The following is a 19,969-nucleotide window of genomic DNA, read 5'->3' as shown; positions in this document are numbered from 1 at the left end:
GGCGTGAGCCATGCGGGAATGGTCACGGCTTCGCGCCCAAGCGCAACGACCATTGCAGAAGTGACGGACGTGCAACCGGCGCCTTGCCGCCCACCAATTTCGTCAATAAGCTGGTTCCCGACAACTGCTAACGGGCTTGATGGCTCTTACGGAAACCTCCCGGCGCGGCGTGGCCGCAGTCTGCGTGCTGGTGCTCGTCGCCAGCACTTGGGTTGTCACGGCTTGCGGCGGGCGAGCTGCGGCGGCGGAGACGCAGCCGGACAAGTCGAATGCGGGCCGCACTGAGCCTTCCCGCACCGCAGACAGCGACCAGCCGGTGGTCAAGTTGACGCCGAGTCAGCAGGCGCAGGTCGGGCTCGAAACCGCGGCGCTGGAAGCAGCTCCGCATACCGAGCAATTCCGCGCCTATGGCGCCGTGCTCGATATCTCCCGCATTACGGAGCTCACAAACAGCTACGCTAATGCGCAAGCCCAACTCCAGACGGCCCAGGCCAAACTCGAAGTCGCGAAGAGCGCATACGACCGGACCAAGAATCTCGTCGACTCCGCGGCCCTCCCGAAGAAGGAAGCCGAGACGGCGGAGGGAACGTTACGGGTCGACAAGGCCGCGCTGACCGCAGCGGAATCACAGCTCAGGACTCTCGCCGCAACAGCAAAGCAGGAATGGGGGCCGGTCATCGGCCGGGGAATCGTCGAGCGCTCGCCTGCCATTGTCAGGCTGATCGAACGCGATCAGCTTCTGGTTCAGGTGACGCTGCCGGCCGGCGTCACTGTCGCCGGCACTCCGGGAACGGCGCTGGCGCAGGCGCCGACGCGGAATGCGAATATCGATCTGCAATACATCTCTCCGGCAACGCGCACCGACCCTCGCATTCAGGGATTGAGCTATTTCTTCTCCGTGCCGGGCGATAGCGGCCTGCTGCCCGGCATGAACACCACAGTCTATGTGCCATCGGGCAACACCTACGAGGGGGTGTTCATCGAGGACACGGCGATCGTGCGATGGCAGGGTCGATCGTGGGTCTACCTGCGTGTAAGCCCCGACAGCTTTCGACGGCATCCGATCAGCATGGATCAGCCGGTCTCCGATGACGACTACGTCGTCCGGGACATCCCATCGGGATCCGAAATCGTCATGCGGGGCGCGCAGGTCCTGTTGTCCGAGGAAGCCAAGAGCGAGCTTCGGGGCGGCGATGACGACTGATGACACCGGCTCCGGCAGGTCAGGGCCGCAAGCCGCTCTCGTCGCGTTCGCCATCCGCTTCCGCGGCATCGTGTTCGCGCTTTCGTTTGCCCTCCTGGGCTACGGCCTGTTCGCACTTGGCGACGCCAAATACGGGGTCTTCCCGGAATTCGCACCGCCGCAGGTCACGATCCAGACGGAAGCCCCCGGCCTCAGCCCGGAGCATGTCGAGATCCTGGTCACGCAACCGATCGAAACGTCGATCAACGGCCTGGCCGGCGTCGAGAGTCTGCGTTCGTCATCGATCCAGGGCCTCTCGGTCGTAACCGTCGTCTTCCAGCCCCGCAGCGATATCTATCGGGCGCGCCAATTGGTAACCGAACGTCTAGCCGTCGTGGCCGCGCGGCTGCCGCAAGGCGTTCAGCCGCCGTCGATGACGCCATTGACCCCGCTGGCGGGCACGGTGCTGGTCATTGGCCTCACGTCCGACCAGCGTTCGCTGATGGATTTGCGCACCATTGCGGACTGGACCGTGGCAAGACGGCTTCTCGCCGTGCAGGGCGTGGCACAAGTCTCGACTTACGGCAAGGATGTCAGGTCTCTGCAAGTGCAGGTCCGCCCGGACGATCTGATCCGCTTCCGGGTCGGCTTGAATGATGTGCTGGCCGCCGCGCGCAAGGCCACCGGCGTGCGCGGCGCCGGCTTCATCGACACCGCCAATCAGCGCATCACGCTGCAAACCCAGGGACAGTCGCTAACGCCTGACCAGCTGGCCCGCACCGTGCTTCTGCACGAAGGCGGCGCAAGCGTGGTTCTCGGCGACGTCGCCACGGTCGCGGCCGCCCCCGAGCCGCCGATCGGGGCTGCTCTCATCGACGGCGTGCCTGGCATCATGCTCATGGTCAGCCAGCAGTATGGCGCGAATACGCGAGAGGTCACCACTCGCGCGGAAGCCGCACTGGAAGAGCTGCGACCTGGCCTCGAGGCGGCCGGAGTCAAGCTCCATGCCGATATATTTCGTCCGGCCAATTTCATCGATGCGGCGACCGACAACGTCCTCAAAGCCCTGTTGATTGGCGGAGCGCTCGTGGTCGTCGTTCTCTTTCTATTTCTGTTCGACTGGCGCACCTCGATCATCAGTTGCACGGCAATCCCCCTTTCGTTGATATCGGCCGTGCTCGCGCTGCAATGGATGGGCGAAACTCTCAACACGATGACTCTGGGAGGCCTCGCAATCGCAATCGGCGAAGTCGTCGATGACGCCGTGATCGGCGTCGAGAACGTCGTACGCCGGTTGCGCGAAAATCGCCGAACGACGGTGCCGAAAGCCGAAGCTCTCGTCGTGCTGGACGCTTTCCTCGAGGTGCGTACCGCAGTTGCCTATGCGACGTTTGCGGTGCTGCTGGTGTTCTTTCCAGTCCTCGCGCTTTCGGGCATTGCCGGCCGTCTGTTCGGTCCCTTGGGCGTCGCCTACATCTTGGCCGTAATCGCATCGCTTGCGGTCGCTCTGACGGTGACGCCGGCGCTTTCCATGCTGCTCCTCGTCGGGAGAACCGGCGAACAACGCCTGCATGATCCGCTGGCAGCGCGTTGGTCCCGCCGCCACTATCAGGCCTTGCTGCGTCGTATCGGCCGCTTCCCGAAGCTGGTGATGACGGTGGCCGCAGCCGTCACGATTGCCGGCGCGGCGATGCTGCCTTTCTTTGGCGGAACTTTCCTGCCAGATCTGCGGGAAGGCCATTTGATTCTGCACGTCTCGGCAATCCCCGGCACCTCGCTCGACGAATCTCTTCGTATCGGCAAGCTGATGACAGAGGCGCTCCGGCACATCCCGGGTGTCCGCAGGGTGGCGCAGCATGCAGGCCGAGCCGAGGCCGGCATCGACACGGTCGGCCCGCATTCCAGCGAGTTCGAGGTCGATTTGGAGCCAAGGCTCTCGGGTCAGGCTCAATCCGAAGCAGAAACGCGCATCAGGGAAGCCCTCGCCGACTTCGCCGGAATTTCCTTCTCCAGCAAGACCTATCTGACGGAGCGCGTAGAGGAAACCGTATCCGGCTTCACCGCGGCGGTGGTCATCAACATCTACGGGCCTGATCTCGATTCACTCGACCGCGCTGCACGCGATGTCGCGCGAGAGCTCGATGAAGTCGGGGGCGCCGCCGACGTGCAGCGACGCACGCCCCCCGGTATGCCGCAGGTCAACGTGACGCTTCGGCCGACCGATCTGCAGCGTTGGGGACTCGATGCGGTCGAAGTGCTTGAGCTGGTGCGCACCGCCTATCAGGGCGACGTCGTCGGCCAGGGATATGAAGGGAACGCCGTCTTCAATATCATCGTGATCCTCGATGCACCTGCCCGCGCCCGGCTCACCCAGATCGGCGACCTGCCGGTGCGCACACCGAGCGGCGCCTACATTCTGCTCAAGCAGATCGCAGACGTCTATGAAACGTCGGGCCGCTATCAGATCCAGCATCAGAATGCGCAGCGCGTTCAGACCGTAACGGCGAACGTCAGTGGACGCGATCTCGAATCCTTCGTGGCCGCCGCCAAGCGTAAGCTTGCCCGCGAAGTCAAACTTCCACCCGGCGCGCACATTGAATTTGCAGGAGCGGCCGAGGCTCAAGCCCGCTCGCGGCGCGATCTCATCGTCAATGCTTTGCTGGCAGGGACGGGCATCGTCGTTCTGCTCTCGATGGCTACGGGCCATTGGCGAAATCTGTTGCTGGTGATGATCAATCTACCGTTTGCATTGGTCGGTGGCGTGCTCGCACTCGCATTGACGGGCGGTCTGCTTTCGCTCGGATCGATGGTCGGCTTCGTCACGCTGTTCGGAATCACGCTGCGGAACTCGATTCTTATGGTTTCCCACTACGAGCACCTCGTCCTCATCGATGGTCGTCTATGGGGACCCGAAACTGCGATCGAGGGTGCGGCGGATCGTCTTGTTCCGATCCTGATGACGTCTCTCGTGACCGGCTTAGGATTGCTGCCGCTCGCCATCGGCGCAGGTGAGCCAGGTCGTGAAATCGAGGGCCCGATGGCGATCGTCATCCTTGGAGGCCTCATGACCTCGATGGCACTTAGTCTGCTTGTCCTGCCCACCCTTGCGCTTCGCTACGCGCATTTCAAGGTCCGTGCTGAGTGAACGCACATCCGCACTACGGCCTCAACCAGGTTGCTAAGAAAACGGCAGCACCGCTGGGCAGGCGGCGCACGACAACGTACAAACGGTTGAGTTTTCGGGTGTTGCTCGATTCGCCACGTGGCACGACGTTCGGAAGCCCAATGAACGGCGCTGATGCCAAACACTGCCACGGCTTCGACGGCGTGTGCCATCGAAGCCGCGGCAGGTCGTCAGTGTTACTTGCGCGCAGCGCAGGCGTACATGTTGATTTCCATGCCGACCGGCACTTCCACGATCTTCGGAGCTTTCCAGGCCATTCGGGTCTCCCCAAGATATTGAGCGCGACATCGCGCGGGCAAAACCTAGGGCTGCCTCAAGCACGGCGCAAGTCTGGAGTTGAACCGCAAGCACAACGAACTGTCGCATTGTGCTCGCGAATTTCCCTCTCGGGCAAATCGCCTTCGCTCCCAGTCAAGCGCCGCCATCCTCATCGCAACAATCGCAGCAGCGCGCGGCCGGCACGCGAGTTCAGCTCCTTCGCATCCAACGTTCCGTCCTTATCGGGATTCGCAGCGTTGAAGCGCTGCTCTACCACGGCGAGATATTCGTCCAGCGTGAGCGTGCCGTCGCGATCGGGATCCACGGCGGCGAGTTCTTTCGCCGTCAGCCGTCCGCGCAATTCGCGCGCGTCCAGCGTGCCATCGTGATCGGGATCGAGCCTGGCGAACAGCGCAGTCGCCGCCTTCTTCGCCTCGGCGAGATCGAGCGTGCCATCATTGTCGGTGTCGAACATTTTGATGGCGCTGCCGGATGCCGACCAGGCGGGACCGGACAGCACGGCAAGCGTGAGCGCAAGCGCAACAGAACGACGGGATATCATTCAAACCTCCCTCAGCAAGAGTCCCGATTCGCGCGGGATCGAGACAACATAAGTCCGTAAGCGGGTTGAGGTTCAAGCCGAAATGCAACCTGCGCACCGCACAATCCGCAGCATCCGGCTGCCCAAAACCGGCGCCCGTCGCCCGGCACCGCTTCATGCCGCGGAATTTTTTAGCGTCTGCGCACAAGCGAAAGTCGATTGTCAGGTTTCGGTAAGATACTGGCATCTGGCGTTCAAACATATCGCCGACGCGTTTTCGACTTTCGTATTGACGGCTTTTGCATTCCGACGGAGTGTTGCGCTCGCAGCGTCAGAAGGCGCGCATATTGGGAGGAACGGATGAAACGCTTTGCGATGGCCGCGAGCCTCGTCATGCTTGCATCGACATGTGCAAGCGCCCAGACCACCGAGCAGCTGGTGAAGGGCGCGACCGATACATCGAACGTTCTCAACTACGGGATGGGCTACAATCTCCAGCGCTTCTCGACGCTGAACCAGATCAACAAGGACACCATCAAGAACCTCGTCCCGGTCTGGAACTACTCCTTCAATGACGATCGCAGCGAGGAATCGCAGCCGCTGGTGTACCAGGGCGTGATCTACGTGACCTCGCATAACGCGACCATGGCGGTGGACGCCAAGACCGGCAAGCAGATCTGGAAGAGCAAGCTCGAATATCCCGCCGAGACGCCGCGCATCGTCTGCTGCGGCATCATCAATCGCGGTGCCGCACTGTACGACGGCAAGGTGTTTCGCACCACGCTCGACGCCAACGTGATCGCGCTCGACGCCAAGGACGGCAAGGAGCTGTGGCGGCAGAAGGCGGCCGACATCAAGGAAGGCTATTCGATGACGGTGGCCCCGCTGGTCGCGGACGGCGTCGTCATCACCGGCATCTCCGGCGCCGAGTTCGGCACCCGCGGCTTCATCGACGGCTGGGATTCCGCCACCGGCAAGCATCTCTGGCGCACCCATTCGATCCCCTCGCCGGATGAGCCCGGCGGCGACACCTGGAAGGGCGATACCTGGAAGCTCGGCGGCGGCTCGACCTGGATCACGGGCTCCTACGATCCCGAGCTGAACACGGTCTATTGGGGCATCGGCAATCCCGGGCCGTTCAACTCGGCGGTGCGGCCCGGCGACAACCTCTACACCTGCTCCGTGCTGGCGATGGATCCCAAGACCGGCAAGATCAAGTGGCACTATCAGTTCTCGCCGAACAATCCGTTCGACTATGACAGCGTGGCCGAGATGGTCCTCGCCGACATGAATGTCGAGGGCAAGCCGACCAAGGTGCTGATGGACGCCAACCGCAACGGCTTCTTCTACGTGCTCGATCGCACCAACGGCAAGCTGCTGGCGGCCAATCCTTACGTGAAGGTGAACTGGGCGACCGGCATCGACATGAAGACGGGCCGCCCGATCGAGACCGACGTCAGCAAAGACGCGCGCGAGGGCAAGAAGGTCACCGTCTATCCGTCGATCCTCGGCGGCAAGAACTGGGAGCCGATGTCGTTCAATCCGCAGACCGGCCTCGCCTACGCCAACACGCTCGCGTTCGGCGGTCATTACAAGGCCGAGCCCGTCACCTTCAAGCAGGGCGAATGGTATCTCGGCATGGACCTCACCGACCCCTGGGAGTGGGGCGACGGGCCGCGCGGCCATCTCAAGGCGATCGATCCGATGACCGGCAAGGCGAAATGGGAGGCGCCGAGCGCCATTCCGCGCTTCTCCGGCGTGCTGTCGACCGCGGGCGGCGTCGTGTTCACGGGCGCACTGACCGGAGAGTTCGAAGCGTTCGACGCCGACAGCGGCAAGAAGCTCTGGCAGTTCCAGACCGGCTCGGGCATCGAGGGACAACCGATCACATGGCAGCAGGACGGCGTGCAATATGTCGCCGTGACCAGCGGCTATGGCGGCGTCTACTCGATCTTCTCCGGTGACGAACGGCTTGCGAGCGTGCCGGCCGGCGGCTCGCTGTGGGTCTTTGCGGTCAAGCAGTAGCTCCGGCGCGATGCTGAAAGACATATCTCACAAGACGGTGGCGGTCCTCGCCACCGTCGTGGTGCTGACGGTTGCGCTTGCGGTGACCGTCAGTTTCGCGGACGAGGCAACCGGCAATCCCGTGCAGGCACAGATCGACCAAGGCAAGTCGACCTATGCTTCGAAATGCTCGCACTGCCACGGCCCCAATCTGATGAACTCCGGCACCATCACGCCGGACCTGCGCGCCTTTCCCGACGACAAGACGCGCTTCGTCACCACCGTGAAGAACGGCAAGAACAACAAGATGCCGCCCTGGGGAGACATCCTCAGCGACGACGAGATCGGCGATCTCTGGGCCTTCATCTCCAGCCGGAGGAAGCCATGAGACGCTGGCTTGCCGCGCCGGCCGCGGCCGCGATCCTCGCAGCGACCGCAACAGTTGCACGCGCGGCGGACGACCCGCTCAAAATCTGTCTCGACGAGGATCGGCCGCCGCTCTCGATGCATCACAAGGGCAAGCCGGACTCCGGCTTCGACGTGCTGCTGGCGCACGCGATCGCGGAACGGATGGGACGGCCGCTGAAAATCCAGTGGTTCGAGAGCAAGCTGGATGAGGATTCCAGCCCGCAGCTCGAGGCCAACGCACTGCTCTCCGACGGACGCTGCGCGCTGGTCGGCGGCTACGCGTTGACGACGGATTCGCTCGTCAAGCCCGGCATGAAGACGGCGCGCCTGCCGGACTTTGCCGGGGCCACGCGCGACGACCGGCGCCGCCGTGTCGCGCTCGGTGTGCTGGCGCCGAGCCAGCCTTATGTCTATTCGCCGATGACAGTGGTGCTGGGGCCGAAGGCGCGAGAGCGCAAGATCGGCGATATCGGCGACCTCGCGGGCCTTCGCCTCGCAATCGAGAGCGGCTCGCTCGGCGATGCGATCCTGATGACGTTCGAGAAGGGGCGCCTGATCGACAACATCACGCATCTCGTCCCCGGCCGCGACGATCTGCTGGGTGCACTGGATCGCGGCGACTACGACGCGACGCTGATCGATCTCGCCCGCTTCGACGCCCACCGCGCCGCGCATCCCGACACTACGGTCACCGCCTCCGGCTACTATTATCCGATCGGCGCCAATCGCGGCTATGTCGGGCTCGCTGCCGACGGCGGGCTCATCGACGCGGTCGACAAGGCGCTGACGGGCCTTGCCGCGGAAGGCAAGATCGCCGAGTTCGGCAAGCAGGCCGGCCTCACCTATCTGCCGCCGCGCGAACCCGCGATCCTGGGCGACGTCTGGACGACGATCATTCAGCGGTGACGGGAAACGCGTGTCCCGGAGGGGGTGCGGGCCTAGAGCCATTTCCGTTCCGATGGAATCGGAACGGGGCTCTAGATTCTTGTTTTGACGCGTTTTCTCGACGCGAACCGGTGTCCACTTCGCTCGAAAACGCTCTAGTGCTCGCCCGAACTCGCCGTGCCGTGCTGCGCCTTGTGGATCGAGGACGGCACCACGCCAAAGTACTTCCGGAACACGCGGCTGAAATGGGATGAGCTGGAGAAGCCCCAGGAGAACGCGACGTCGGTGATGGTCTTGCCGGCGTGCGCCTCGAGCTCCTGGCGGCAGTTCTGCAGGCGCGCCTGCCAGATGTAGTCGCTCACGGTGGTGCCGCGCTCCGAGAACAGCATGTGCAGATAGCGCTTGGAGCAGCCAAGCTCGGCCGAGATCTGGTCGATGCACAGATCCGGATCGCGTAGATGCTCGCGGATGAAGAACTGCGCGCGCACATACATCGCCTCGGGCCCGACGCGGTCGAACATCGTGTCGGCTTCGCGCAGCGGCAGCAGCAACAGGTCGATCAGCGAATCTGCGACGCCGACCGCACTGTTCGCCGACAGCTTCGCCGCCTCGTCGAAGGTGGCATGGACGAAATCATGGGCGATCCGTCCCGTGCCAGTCTTCGCCGACAGTTTGCAGGCCGGCATCCGCTGCGACGGGAAGCCGCGGTCGCGCAGCAGCGCCTTCGGCACGATCACCACGTCGTGGCGGGTGAAGGCGGGGCTGATGATCGAATGCGGGCAGGAGACGTCATAGGCGATGATGTCGCCCGGATTGATTTCGATGTGGCGGCCTTCCTGCTCGAAATAGGACACGCCGTAGGTCTGGAAGTGGATCTTGATGTACGGGTGTTCGTTGGCCTTGGCGCGCGCCAGCGTGTGCGCGATGCGATGCTGGCTCACCTCGATCTGGCAGAGCTTCAGACGCGAGACGGAGGTGTAGTCGATGCGGCCCTCGAGCGAGGACGCCTCGAGCGGATCGACGTCGAAATGCCCGCACAGACTCGTGAGCCCGTCGATCCAACTCTGGATCTGACGCTTCGGCGTCATTCCGGTCGTCGAGAGCGTGTGAATGGTGTCGGACATTAATCCAGCCCCACTGGTTTGATCCGGAGCTTCTACTCGAATCACGACCAACGCTGCCGGAGCCCTCAGTCGTGATTGCGTGACGTTTACCTCGAATTTGAGCGGTCTCTTGCAACGAGCGCCATCGTTTCATTGCCACCCTTGTAAGTTAATCCTCCGCCTTAGTTGCACTGCCGTCAAGGGGAACCTGCGCGTTGACGGCGCTCCAGGAGCGGCGCGGAAGCCGCTGAATTCGCTACCGCAAAATCAAAATCTTCGCGTCCGTGCGCTGTCAAGCAAACCAGCTTCTCTCTTGGGCAAGTTTCCCGATGACGAAGCCGTTAGGGATTGCAGCAGGAACAACAAGAACGGGCCGCTCCTGCACGTGGACCCGTGGCTCTCATCAGGAGGAGGAAACAGCACAGCATCGTTTCTGGTCCCCATCGTGACCGCCCTGCACGAGCAGACGCCGGACGAGAAGCCCGGTGATTAAGCAATGCTTCGGAAATAATAAAACGAGACCAACGGAGGAATGACTATGCGCAAGGTGCTACTGGCGACCTTTCTTGGCTCCGCGGCGGCTCTCGCCGTCGGTGGCGCTTCAGCCAATGACGAGCTGAACAAGATGGCGCAGAACCCGAAAGACTGGGTGATGCCCACCGGCGATTACGCCAATACCCGCTATTCCAAGCTGAACCAGATCAACGCACAAAACGTCGGCAAGCTCCAGGTCGCCTGGACCTTCTCGACCGGCGTGCTGCGCGGCCACGAAGGCGGCCCGCTGATCATCGGCAACATGATGTACGTCCATACGCCGTTCCCGAACAAGGTCTACGCCATTGACCTTTCTCAGGAGAACAAGATCGTCTGGAAGTACGAGCCGAAGCAGGATCCAAACGTCATCCCGGTGATGTGCTGCGACACGGTGAACCGCGGCCTCGCTTACGGCGACGGCAAGATCTTCCTGCATCAGGCCGACACGACCCTGGTCGCGCTCGATGCCAAGACCGGTCAGGTCGCCTGGACCGCCAAGAACGGCGATCCCGGCAAGGGCGAGACCGGCACTTCGGCGCCGATGGTCGTCAAGGACAAGGTGCTGATCGGCATCTCCGGCGGCGAGTTCGGCGTGCAGGCCCACATGTCGGCCTACGACATTAAGACCGGCAAGCTGGCCTGGCGCGGCTATTCGGAAGGGCCGGATAACCAGATCCTGGTCGACGACAAGACCACCGCGCTCGGCAAGCCGATCGGCAAGGACTCCAGCCTGAAGACCTGGCAGGGCGATCAGTGGAAGATCGGCGGCGGCGCCACCTGGGGCTGGATCTCCTACGATCCCGAACTGAACCTGATCTATTACGGATCGGGCAATCCCTCGACCTGGAATCCGAAGCAGCGTCCCGGCGACAACAAATGGTCGATGACGATCTGGGCGCGCAACCCGGACACCGGCGTCGCCAAGTGGGTCTATCAGATGACGCCCCACGACGAGTGGGACTATGACGGCGTCAACGAGATGATCCTCTCGGATCAGTCGATCAACGGCCAGGCGCGCAAGCTGCTGACGCATTTCGATCGTAACGGCCTCGGCTATACGCTCGATCGCGCCACCGGCGAGCTTCTGGTCGCCGAGAAGTACGATCCGAAGGTGAACTGGACCTCCGGCGTCGACATGGACAAGAACTCGCCGACTTATGGCCGTCCGAAGGTGGTCGACGCAGCTTCGACCGACAAGGCCGGTGAAGACCACAACGTGAAGGGCATCTGCCCGGCCGCGCTCGGCACCAAGGACGAGCAGCCGGCAGCCTACTCGCCGGACACGCAGCTGTTCTACGTTCCGACCAACCACGTCTGCATGGACTACGAACCGTTCAAGGTGAGCTACACCGCGGGTCAGCCCTATGTGGGTGCGACGCTCTCGATGTATCCGCCGCAGGGTGAAAGCCACATGGGCAATTTCATCGCCTGGGACGGCAAGACCGGCAAGATCGTTTGGTCGAACAAGGAGCAGTTCTCGGTCTGGTCAGGTGCGCTCGCAACCGCCGGCGGCGTGGTGTTCTACGGCACGCTCGAAGGGTACCTGAAGGCGGTCGACGCCAAGACCGGCAAGGAGCTCTACAAGTTCAAGACTCCCTCCGGCATCATCGGCAACGTCACCACCTATGAGAACGGCGGCAAGCAGTACGTCGCAGTGCTCTCGGGCGTCGGCGGCTGGGCCGGCATTGGTCTCGCCGCAGGCCTGACCGATCCGACCGCAGGTCTCGGCGCGGTCGGCGGCTACGCAGCGCTGAGCAACTACACGGCGCTCGGCGGCACGCTGACCGTGTTCTCGCTGCCGAACTAAGCCTCGTCAGCATCGCTCCGGCGCGTGGACCTGTTCCACGCGCCGGCTCGTCTCCCCGGCCCCTTCGAGGAAAAATCTCTTGCGTAAAATCTGCTCTGTCATGGCTGCGATGATCTTCGTTGCGTCCGGAGGAATTGCTGTTGCGGACGGCTCGGGCGACCCGACTGCCGTCAAGCAGAACGAAACTGGCGAATGGCTCGATAAGGAAGGAAACCCGACCTACAAGATCAACGATGGATCGGTGGACTGGTACACCTATTCCGGATACCGCCGCTATCACTCGGACTGCCATGTGTGCCATGGCCCGGACGGAATGGGCTCGACCTATGCGCCGGCGCTGAAGGATTCGCTCAAGACGATGAGCTATGCCGATTTTCTCGGTGTCGTCGCCTCGGGCCGCAAGAACATCTCGACTGCGTCAGAGAACGTGATGCCGGCCTTCGGCGATAATCCGAACGTCGCCTGCTACATGGACGATCTCTACGTCTATCTGCGCGCCCGCTCCAACGAGGCCTGGGGCCGCGCCAGGCCCGGCAAGCACGAGGACAAGAACGACGCCTATACCAAGAATGAAGACTCGTGCATGGGCAAGAAGTGAACGTTTGGGGCCCGGCCGAGACTCAGTTCTTGGCGCCCTCTCGAGAAATTTGAGGAGTTACCGATGAAGACACGTGCCGCCGTCGCTTTCGAAGCCAAGAAGCCGCTCGAGATCGTCGAAGTCGACCTGGAAGGACCGAAGGCCGGCGAGGTCCTGGTCGAGATCAAGGCGACGGGCATCTGCCATACCGACGCCTACACGCTCGACGGCTTCGACAGCGAGGGCATCTTCCCCTCGATCCTCGGCCACGAGGGCGCCGGCATCATTCGTGAGATCGGCCCCGGCGTGACCTCGGTGAAGCCGGGCGACCACGTCATTCCGCTCTACACGCCGGAATGCCGGCAGTGCAAAAGCTGCCTCAGCCAGAAGACCAATCTCTGCACCGCGATCCGCGCGACGCAGGGCAAGGGCGTGATGCCCGACGGCACCAGCCGCTTCTCCTACAAAGGAAAGCCGATCTACCACTATATGGGCTGCTCGACCTTCTCGAACTTCACGGTGCTGCCGGAGATCGCGGTCGCCAAGATCCGCGAGGACGCTCCGTTCGACAAGAGCTGCTACATCGGCTGCGGCGTCACCACCGGCGTCGGCGCCGTCGTCAATACCGCCAAGGTCGAGCCCGGCGCCAACGTCGTCGTGTTCGGCCTCGGCGGCATCGGCCTCAACGTGATCCAGGGCGCCAAGATGGCCGGCGCCGACAAGATCATCGGTGTCGACATCAACGATTCCAAGGAGGAGTGGGGCAAGCGGTTCGGCATGACGCATTTCGTCAACCCCAAGAAAGTGACCGGCGACATCGTCCAGCACCTCGTCGGCCTCACCGACGGCGGCGCCGACTACACGTTCGACTGCACCGGCAACACCACCGTGATGCGCCAGGCGCTGGAAGCCTGCCATCGCGGCTGGGGCACCTCGATCATCATCGGGGTCGCCGAGGCCGGCAAGGAGATCGCCACCCGCCCGTTCCAGCTCGTCACCGGCCGCAACTGGCGCGGCACCGCCTTCGGCGGCGCACGCGGCCGCACCGACGTGCCGAAGATCGTCGACTGGTACATGAACGGAAAGATCCAGATCGATCCGATGATCACCCACGTGCTCAAGCTCGAAGAGATCAACAAGGGTTTTGACCTCATGCACGAGGGCAAATCCATCCGTTCCGTCGTCGTGTTCTAGCTCGAAAGCGTCACCCCCAAGGAGGATCGACCCATGACTGTTGCACTCCACCCATCGATCGACAACGGCGTCAAACAGGGCAGCGGCAGCTTTGCCGGCGGCACGCTGGTCTGCAAATGCAAGGACCATCCGGTCAAGGTCGGCATCAAGGGCGACGTGGCGCATAACCACGCCTGCGGCTGTACCAAGTGCTGGAAGCCGCAGGGTGCGACGTTCTCCGTCGTCGCCGTCGTACCGCGCCAGAACGTCACCGTGCTCGAGAACGGCGACAAGCTCGAGATCGTCGATCCGTCGGCGGTAATCCAGCGCCACGCCTGCAAGGCCTGCGGCACGCACATGTACGGCCGCATCGAGAACAAGAACCATCCATTCTACGGCCTCGACTTCATCCATCCCGAGCTGTTCCAGGAGCAGGGCTCGCAGGCGCCGCAATTCGCCGCCTTCGTCTCCTCGGTGATTGAATCGGGCGTGAAGCCGGAGCAGATGCCAGCCATCCGCGCGCGGCTGAAGGAAATCGGGCTCGAGCCCTATGACTGCCTGTCGCCGGCGCTGATGGACGCGATCGCGACCCATGTGGCGAAAGCCAAAGCGGCCTGACAAGGCCACCCGGCAAGACCGACGTTCCCCACGCCCCGGCTCGCTGGTCCCGACCACCGCCAGCGAGCCGAACGGGCACGGGTTGTTGTGTTGTCGCGGCGGTGCCGCCGCTGCACTCTGCGTATGAGGGCCAAGAGCTCCCTAGATCATGAGCTCCTCAGTCCTGGTCTCTGAATGACTGCGCAGTGCCGCTCACTTCCCGCTTGAAGTCCGCGGTTCTTGCGTTTCTCCCTCCCTCGACTGAGGCATCCTGCTTCGTCCGCGCAGATCTCCTGGCGGACGAAGCCTTTTTTGCGCGCGCGTCCCGCTGGGCACGGGGCGTGACGTCGCGCCCCGTTTTTGACAAACCATCGATGCAATCTTTTCCCGGTGAGAACACTCGGCTGTGAACGCCGGGCCGGCGCGATCTCTGCTACGGTCGCGCCGTCACGATGCCGCGCGAAGTTCAACAAACAAGAACAACACGGGAGGTATCGAGCACATCCAGACATCGCCATTGGCGTTCCTGCCTCCCTCCGGGATTTGCCCGCGCGGGGATGATGGCAGGAATCCGTCGAGACCGCATATGAACCACCGCCGACTCGCGTCGGCGGTCCACATCGGCGAATTTGAATTCGACATGCTTATGACATGCTTATGAAGAGCGAGGGACGATCATGATCAAGGTGAAGATCAACGGCCAGGAACAGAGCTGGGACGGCGACCCGGACCTCCCGCTGCTCTGGTTCCTGCGCGACGAGGCCGGGCTGACCGGCACCAAGTTCGGCTGTGGCCAGGCCCTGTGCGGCGCCTGCACTGTTATCGTCGACAAGGAGGCGGTGCGCTCCTGCATCACGTCGATCAACGACGTCGCCGGGCGCGAGGTCACCACGATCGAGGGGCTGCATCCGAATGGCGATCACCCGGTGCAGAAGGCCTGGCGTCAGGTCAACGTGCCCCAATGCGGCTTCTGCCAGGCCGGCCAGATCATGCAGGCGGCTGCGCTGCTGATGGACAACCCGAAGCCGTCACACGACCAGATCCGCGAGGCGATGGCCGGCAACATCTGCCGCTGCGGCTGCTACCAGCGCATCGAGAACGCGGTCCATCTCGCATCGACGGGAGTGTGACATGAATTTCATCGACAATCCCGGCAAGCTCCGTGGCTTCGAAAAGCACATCAAGGTCGAGAAGATCTCCCGTCGCAGCATCCTGAAGGGACTCGGCGTCACCGGCGGCTTCGTGCTCGCCGCACCCGTGATGTCGCGCCAGGCCTTCGCCTATGAGACCGGCGCCGGCAAGATGCCGCATGGCGTCGTGGTCGATCCGCGCGTGTTCGTCGCGGTCGCCTCCGACGGCACCGTCACCATCATCGCCCATCGCGCCGAAATGGGCACCGGCGTGCGCACCAGCCTGCCGCTAATCGTGGCCGAGGAGATGGAGGCCGACTGGTCCAGGGTGAAGGTCGAGCAGGCCCACGGCGACGAGGTCAAGTTCGGCAACCAAGACACCGACGGTTCGCGCAGCACGCGGCATTACCTGATGCCGATGCGCCAGATCGGCGCCTCTGCCCGCACCATGCTGGAGCAGGCTGCGGCGAAACGCTGGAACGTGCCGGCGACTGAGGTCAAGGCCGTCAACCACGAGGTCGTCCACAGCGCCAGCGGCCGCAAGCTCGGCTTCGGCGAGCTGGCCGCGGATGCCGCCAAGGAATCGGTGCCGAGCATCGAAGGCCTCAAGCTGAAGGATCCCAAGGACTTTCGCTATCTCGGCAAGGGCCAGATCGGTATCGTCGATCTGCATGACATCACCACCGGCAAGGCGCGCTATGGCGCCGACGTGCGGCTACCCGGCATGAAATATGCCGTGATCGCGCGTCCGCCGGTGACCGGCGGCAAGCTGGTCAAGTTCGAGCCGGACGACGCGCTGAAGGTTCCCGGCGTCGAGAAAGTGATGCAGGTGCAGGGCTGGCCGTGGCCGTCGAAATTCCAGCCGCTCGGCGGCGTCGCGGTGATCGCGCGCAACACCGGCGCGGCGATCAAGGGTCGCGACGCGCTGAAGCTGACCTGGGACGACGGTCCCAACGGCAAATACGACTCGGTCGCCTATCGCAAGGAGCTCGAGGACGCCGCCCGCAAGCCGGGGCTCGTCGTGCGCCAGGAGGGCGACGCCGACACCGCGCTGAGGAGCGCCGACAAGGTCATCGTCGGCGAATATTATCTGCCGCACCTTGCCCATGTCAGCATGGAGCCGCCGGTGGCGGTTGCCGATGTCAAGGGCGACAAGGCGGAGATCTGGGCGCCGGTGCAAAGCCCCGGCGGCACCCGCGAGGACGTCGCCAAGACGCTCGGCATTCCCGAGGACAATGTCACCGTCAACGTGACGCTGCTCGGTGGCGGTTTCGGCCGCAAGTCGAAATGCGACTTCGCGCTCGAAGCCGCTTTGCTGTCGAAGGAGCTGGGCGCGCCCGTGAAGGTGCAGTGGACCCGTGAGGACGATGTCCGCCACGACTTCCTGCACACCGTCTCGGTCGAGCGTATCGAAGCGGGACTCGACAAGAGCGGCAAGGTGATCGCCTGGCGCCACCGCAGCGTGGCGCCGAGCATCGCCTCGACGTTTGCTGCGGGCACGACGCATGAGGCACCCTTCGAGCTCGGCATGGGCCTCGTCGACATGCCGTTCGAGATCGCCAATATCAGTTGCGAGAATCCGGAAGCGGCCGCGCACACCCGCATCGGCTGGTTCCGCTCGGTCTCGAACATTCCGCGCGCCTTCGCGGTGCAGTCGATGGTCGGCGAGATCGCAGCGGCGACCGGCCGCGACCAGAAGGAGACGCTGCTCGCACTGATCGGCAGCCCGCGTATCGTCAAGCCGGCGGTGAAAGATCTGTGGAACTACGGCGAGCCCTTCGACAGCTATCCGATCGACACCGCGCGCCTGCGCAAGGTGGTCGAGCTGGTCGCCGAGAAGGGCGAGTGGGGCCGTCAGGTGCCCAAGGGCCACGGTCTCGGCATTGCCGTGCACCGCAGCTTCGTCAGCTACATCGCGACCATCGTCGAGGTGGCCGTCGACGACAAGGGCAAGCTGACGGTGCCGCGGGTCGACACCGCGATCGATTGCGGCACCTATGTCAATCCCGAGCGCATCGCCTCGCAGATCGAGGGCGCGGCGATCATGGGCTTGAGCCTCGCCAAATACGGCGAAATCACCTTCAAGGACGGCAAGGTGGAGCAAAAGAACTTTGACGACTTCCAGGTCATCCGGATGGATGAATCTCCTGCCGTCACCAACGTCTACATCGTTCCGCCCGGACCCGACACGCCGCCGAGCGGCGTCGGCGAGCCTGGCGTACCGCCATTCGCGCCGGCGCTGATGAACGCCATTTTCGCCGCGACCGGAAAACGCATCCGGAGCTTGCCGATCGGCAAGCAATTGGAGGCGTGAGGGAACGGAACAGAGGCGGCCTCGCGCCGTTTCCATCGATCTGACAGGAGCAGATCGATGACCAACATCTCAAAGGCGCTCGCAGTCTCGGTGCTGTCGGGTGCCTTTCTTTTGACCCCCGCGGGCGCGTTCGCCCAGAACAACACGACGCCGCCCACGACAGCGACGCGTCCGACCGCGCCGGACCAGAACTCGCTGCCCAACGCCGCCGCCCCGCCCGCCTCGACCAAGCAGACCACCGGGCAGCACAATCCGGATCCAAAGGTTCGGGAGATGAACCAGAAGGAGAAGGACAAGGTCGAGCGCGAGGGGAAGTAGGCGCACACGCAAGATGCGGCGGACGTTGCCGTCCGCCGCTCTCGCCACCCCCATGCTCCGCTTCTCTCGATCCGCCTTCGGAGCTTACTTCTTCAGCGCGAACACCCAGATCACGCCGCCTTGCGGCACGTTGGATTCGATGCCGATATTGTTGGTCGCGAGCGCATCCTGGATGCGCTGCGCGTCCACGCCCCAACCCGACTGGACCGCGACGTATTGGGTGCCGTCGATCTCATAGGACACCGGCATGCCCATGATGCCGGAGTTGGTCTTCTGCTCCCATAGCAACTCGCCGGTCTTGGCGTTGAAGGCGCGGAAGTTGCGGTCGTTGGTGCCGCCGGCGAAGACGAGATCGCCTGCGGTTGCCGTCACCGAGCCGAACAGCTGCGACTTCGGGAAGTTGTGCTGCCACACTTTCTTGCCGGTGGCGGGGTCCCAGGCCTGGAGCTCGCCGAAATGATCGGCGCCGGGCTTCGCCTTCAAGCCGATGTCCTCCGGCTTGGTGCCGAGCCAGAGTTCGCCCGGCTTGAGCGCGATCTTCTCGCCGGTGAAGCCGCCGCAGAAATTCTCGTTGGCGGGCACGTAGACGAGACCGGTCTTCTGGCTGTAGGCCGCCGACGGCCAGTCCTTGCCGCCCCACAGCGACGGACAGAACTCGACGCGCTTGCCGACGACCGGCTTGTGATCGGGATCGACGATCGGCTTGCCGCTCTCGGCGTCGATGCCCTTCCAGACGTCGGTGGCGACGAACGGCCAGCCGGCAACATAGTTGATCTTGGTCGGCGTGCGCTCGAGCACCCAGAAGATCGCGTCGCGTCCGGGATGGACCAGGCTCTTGATGTTGCGGCCGTCGCGTTGCAGGTCAATCAGCATCGGCGCCTCGACCTCGTCCCAATCCCAGGAATCGTTCTGGTGGTACTGGTGGTAGGTCTTGATCTTGCCGGTGCCGGGATCGAGCGCGAGCACCGACGAGGTGTAGAGATTGTCGCCGGGATGCATCTCGCCGGGCCACGGCGCGGCATTGCCGACACCCCAATAGATCGTCTTGGTGTCCTTGTCGTAATTGCCTGTCATCCAGGCCGAGCCGCCGCCGTTCTTCCAGTCGTCGCCCTGCCAGGTGTCGTGACCGGGCTCGCCCTCGCCGGGAATGGTGAAGGTGCGCCACAGCTCCTTGCCGTCCTTGGCATCGAAAGCGGCGACATAGCCGCGCACGCCGAACTCGCCGCCGGAGCCGCCGACAATGACCTTGCCGTCGACAATCAGCGGCATCAGGGTCATGTATTGACCCTTCTTGTAATCCTGCACCTTGGTGTCCCACACCACCTTGCCGGTCTTGGCATCGAGCGCGACGACGTGGTCGTCGGTGGTGGCGAGATAGAGCTTGTCCTCCCAGAGGCCGACGCCGCGGCTGGTCGGATGCAGCTGGAACAGATCGTCGGGCAGCTGCCGCTTGTATCGCCAATATTCGTCGCCGGTCTTCGCGTTCAGCGCGATCACCTGCCCCATCGGGGTCGCCACGAACATCACGCCATTATTGACGATCGGCGGCGCCTCGTGGCCTTCAACGACGCCGGTGGCGAAGGTCCAGACCGGCGTGAGGTTCTTGACGTTCGAGGTGTTGATCTGGTCGAGCGGGCTGTAGCCCTGCCCGTCATAGGTGCGCCGATAGAGCATCCAGTTGCCCGGCTCCGGATTCTCCAGGCGCTGCTGGGTAACTGGCGCATAGTTCTCGATCGGGCCGGCAATTGCAGCGGTCGAGACGAGGCAGGTGAAGGCGACGAAGCCGGACAGGTACCATTGCTTTTTGGTGATCGACGTTTTCATGGACGTTCCCCTTTTTCATCCGTTTGAATTCTTGTTTTCAATTCTTGTTCTGAATTCTTGTCGTTCGTCCCGCCGTCCGCCCCTCGGCGGATGCGGCCTCTCGTGACGCGGGGCATATCCCGCACCGCC

Annotated in this window: 16 protein-coding genes; 12 read left to right on the top strand and 4 right to left on the bottom strand. The window is 63.4% G+C overall.

Translation table 11 applies throughout. The annotated features are described in order from the left end of the window. The first annotated feature begins 184 nt into the window (after positions 1-184). The gene (locus tag JJB99_RS12785; protein ID WP_246775228.1) at positions 185-1,204 is read left to right on the top strand and encodes an efflux RND transporter periplasmic adaptor subunit; all 1,020 of its coding nucleotides are present in this window, start codon (positions 185-187) and stop codon (positions 1,202-1,204) included. After that, positions 1,194-4,328: an efflux RND transporter permease subunit gene (locus tag JJB99_RS12780; protein WP_200499085.1), complete on the top strand. Its 3,135-nt coding sequence runs from the start codon at positions 1,194-1,196 to the stop codon at positions 4,326-4,328. The genes JJB99_RS12785 and JJB99_RS12780 overlap by 11 nt, the downstream gene beginning before the upstream one ends. Before the next feature lie 215 nt (positions 4,329-4,543). Here the strand turns inward: JJB99_RS12780 and pqqA are convergent, their stop codons facing one another. Next, positions 4,544-4,624: a pyrroloquinoline quinone precursor peptide PqqA gene (gene pqqA, locus JJB99_RS12775; RefSeq protein ID WP_012029362.1), complete on the bottom strand. Its 81-nt coding sequence runs from the start codon at positions 4,622-4,624 to the stop codon at positions 4,544-4,546. Positions 4,625-4,794: 170 nt separating this feature from the next. Beyond that, positions 4,795-5,187 carry a calcium-binding protein gene (locus tag JJB99_RS12770; RefSeq protein WP_200499084.1) on the bottom strand — a complete coding sequence of 131 codons (393 nt, stop codon included), beginning with the start codon at positions 5,185-5,187 and terminating at the stop codon, positions 4,795-4,797. A 339-nt stretch (positions 5,188-5,526) separates the two neighbouring features. Between JJB99_RS12770 and JJB99_RS12765 the strand changes: the two genes are divergently transcribed. The 3 genes from JJB99_RS12765 to JJB99_RS12755 are packed head-to-tail and all read left to right on the top strand — an operon-like array spanning position 5,527 to position 8,484. Then, on the top strand, positions 5,527-7,191 hold the full coding sequence (locus JJB99_RS12765; RefSeq protein WP_200499083.1) for a methanol/ethanol family PQQ-dependent dehydrogenase: 1,665 nt from the start codon (positions 5,527-5,529) through the stop codon (positions 7,189-7,191). A gap of 10 nt (positions 7,192-7,201) precedes the next feature. Beyond that, complete coding sequence (locus JJB99_RS12760) at positions 7,202-7,558, top strand: c-type cytochrome (protein ID WP_200499082.1); 357 nt, start codon at positions 7,202-7,204, stop codon at positions 7,556-7,558. Continuing rightward, complete coding sequence (locus JJB99_RS12755) at positions 7,555-8,484, top strand: substrate-binding periplasmic protein (protein WP_200499081.1); 930 nt, start codon at positions 7,555-7,557, stop codon at positions 8,482-8,484. Before JJB99_RS12760 ends, JJB99_RS12755 begins: the two co-directional genes overlap by 4 nt. Before the next feature lie 134 nt (positions 8,485-8,618). Here JJB99_RS12755 and JJB99_RS12750 read toward each other — a convergent pair whose 3' ends face one another. Then, the gene (locus tag JJB99_RS12750; RefSeq protein WP_200499080.1) at positions 8,619-9,587 is read right to left on the bottom strand and encodes a helix-turn-helix domain-containing protein; all 969 of its coding nucleotides are present in this window, start codon (positions 9,585-9,587) and stop codon (positions 8,619-8,621) included. A 517-nt stretch (positions 9,588-10,104) separates the two neighbouring features. Between JJB99_RS12750 and xoxF5 the strand changes: the two genes are divergently transcribed. The 7 genes from xoxF5 (at position 10,105) to JJB99_RS12715 (ending at position 18,016) form a co-directional block, all read left to right on the top strand. Continuing rightward, a complete protein-coding gene (gene xoxF5, locus JJB99_RS12745; RefSeq protein ID WP_200499079.1) occupies positions 10,105-11,907 on the top strand; it encodes a lanthanide-dependent methanol dehydrogenase XoxF5 in 1,803 nt (600 codons plus the stop codon). A 109-nt stretch (positions 11,908-12,016) separates the two neighbouring features. Then, positions 12,017-12,505 carry a c-type cytochrome, methanol metabolism-related gene (locus JJB99_RS12740; RefSeq protein WP_200500139.1) on the top strand — a complete coding sequence of 163 codons (489 nt, stop codon included), beginning with the start codon at positions 12,017-12,019 and terminating at the stop codon, positions 12,503-12,505. A gap of 63 nt (positions 12,506-12,568) precedes the next feature. Beyond that, positions 12,569-13,678: an S-(hydroxymethyl)glutathione dehydrogenase/class III alcohol dehydrogenase gene (locus JJB99_RS12735; protein WP_200499078.1), complete on the top strand. Its 1,110-nt coding sequence runs from the start codon at positions 12,569-12,571 to the stop codon at positions 13,676-13,678. A 33-nt stretch (positions 13,679-13,711) separates the two neighbouring features. Continuing rightward, positions 13,712-14,275 (top strand): S-(hydroxymethyl)glutathione synthase, encoded by a 564-nt coding sequence (gene gfa, locus JJB99_RS12730; protein ID WP_200499077.1) that lies wholly within the window; start codon positions 13,712-13,714, stop codon positions 14,273-14,275. A gap of 656 nt (positions 14,276-14,931) precedes the next feature. Next, positions 14,932-15,384 carry a (2Fe-2S)-binding protein gene (locus JJB99_RS12725; RefSeq protein WP_200499076.1) on the top strand — a complete coding sequence of 151 codons (453 nt, stop codon included), beginning with the start codon at positions 14,932-14,934 and terminating at the stop codon, positions 15,382-15,384. A 1-nt stretch (position 15,385) separates the two neighbouring features. Then, positions 15,386-17,698, top strand: coding sequence for a xanthine dehydrogenase family protein molybdopterin-binding subunit (locus JJB99_RS12720; protein WP_200499075.1), 2,313 nt, complete (start codon positions 15,386-15,388; stop codon positions 17,696-17,698). A gap of 57 nt (positions 17,699-17,755) precedes the next feature. Next, entirely contained in the window at positions 17,756-18,016 is a 261-nt protein-coding gene (locus JJB99_RS12715) for a hypothetical protein (protein ID WP_200499074.1), read from the top strand. Positions 18,017-18,100: 84 nt separating this feature from the next. Here the strand turns inward: JJB99_RS12715 and JJB99_RS12710 are convergent, their stop codons facing one another. Further along, on the bottom strand, positions 18,101-19,840 hold the full coding sequence (locus JJB99_RS12710; protein WP_200499073.1) for a methanol/ethanol family PQQ-dependent dehydrogenase: 1,740 nt from the start codon (positions 19,838-19,840) through the stop codon (positions 18,101-18,103). Positions 19,841-19,969 lie beyond the last annotated feature (129 nt).

The organism is Bradyrhizobium diazoefficiens (assembly GCF_016616235.1).
GTDB lineage: Bacteria > Pseudomonadota > Alphaproteobacteria > Rhizobiales > Xanthobacteraceae > Bradyrhizobium > Bradyrhizobium diazoefficiens_H.
The sequence above is the reverse complement of the archived record's forward strand: the minus strand, read 5'-3'. Positions and strand labels throughout refer to the sequence as shown.

Excerpts from the sequence above, each read along its gene's own strand:
- JJB99_RS12710 (WP_200499073.1), bottom strand. The coding sequence starts at position 19,840 with ATGAAAACGTCGATCACCAAAAAGCAATGGTACCTGTCCGGCTTCGTC.
- xoxF5 (WP_200499079.1), top strand. The coding sequence starts at position 10,105 with ATGCGCAAGGTGCTACTGGCGACCTTTCTTGGCTCCGCGGCGGCTCTC.
- JJB99_RS12720 (WP_200499075.1), top strand. The coding sequence starts at position 15,386 with ATGAATTTCATCGACAATCCCGGCAAGCTCCGTGGCTTCGAAAAGCAC.
- JJB99_RS12760 (WP_200499082.1), top strand. The coding sequence starts at position 7,202 with ATGCTGAAAGACATATCTCACAAGACGGTGGCGGTCCTCGCCACCGTC.
- pqqA (WP_012029362.1), bottom strand. The coding sequence starts at position 4,624 with ATGGCCTGGAAAGCTCCGAAGATCGTGGAAGTGCCGGTCGGCATGGAA.
- gfa (WP_200499077.1), top strand. The coding sequence starts at position 13,712 with ATGACTGTTGCACTCCACCCATCGATCGACAACGGCGTCAAACAGGGC.
- JJB99_RS12765 (WP_200499083.1), top strand. The coding sequence starts at position 5,527 with ATGAAACGCTTTGCGATGGCCGCGAGCCTCGTCATGCTTGCATCGACA.
- JJB99_RS12780 (WP_200499085.1), top strand. The coding sequence starts at position 1,194 with ATGACGACTGATGACACCGGCTCCGGCAGGTCAGGGCCGCAAGCCGCT.
- JJB99_RS12740 (WP_200500139.1), top strand. The coding sequence starts at position 12,017 with ATGATCTTCGTTGCGTCCGGAGGAATTGCTGTTGCGGACGGCTCGGGC.
- JJB99_RS12735 (WP_200499078.1), top strand. The coding sequence starts at position 12,569 with ATGAAGACACGTGCCGCCGTCGCTTTCGAAGCCAAGAAGCCGCTCGAG.
- JJB99_RS12725 (WP_200499076.1), top strand. The coding sequence starts at position 14,932 with ATGATCAAGGTGAAGATCAACGGCCAGGAACAGAGCTGGGACGGCGAC.
- JJB99_RS12755 (WP_200499081.1), top strand. The coding sequence starts at position 7,555 with ATGAGACGCTGGCTTGCCGCGCCGGCCGCGGCCGCGATCCTCGCAGCG.
- JJB99_RS12770 (WP_200499084.1), bottom strand. The coding sequence starts at position 5,187 with ATGATATCCCGTCGTTCTGTTGCGCTTGCGCTCACGCTTGCCGTGCTG.
- JJB99_RS12750 (WP_200499080.1), bottom strand. The coding sequence starts at position 9,587 with ATGTCCGACACCATTCACACGCTCTCGACGACCGGAATGACGCCGAAG.
- JJB99_RS12715 (WP_200499074.1), top strand. The coding sequence starts at position 17,756 with ATGACCAACATCTCAAAGGCGCTCGCAGTCTCGGTGCTGTCGGGTGCC.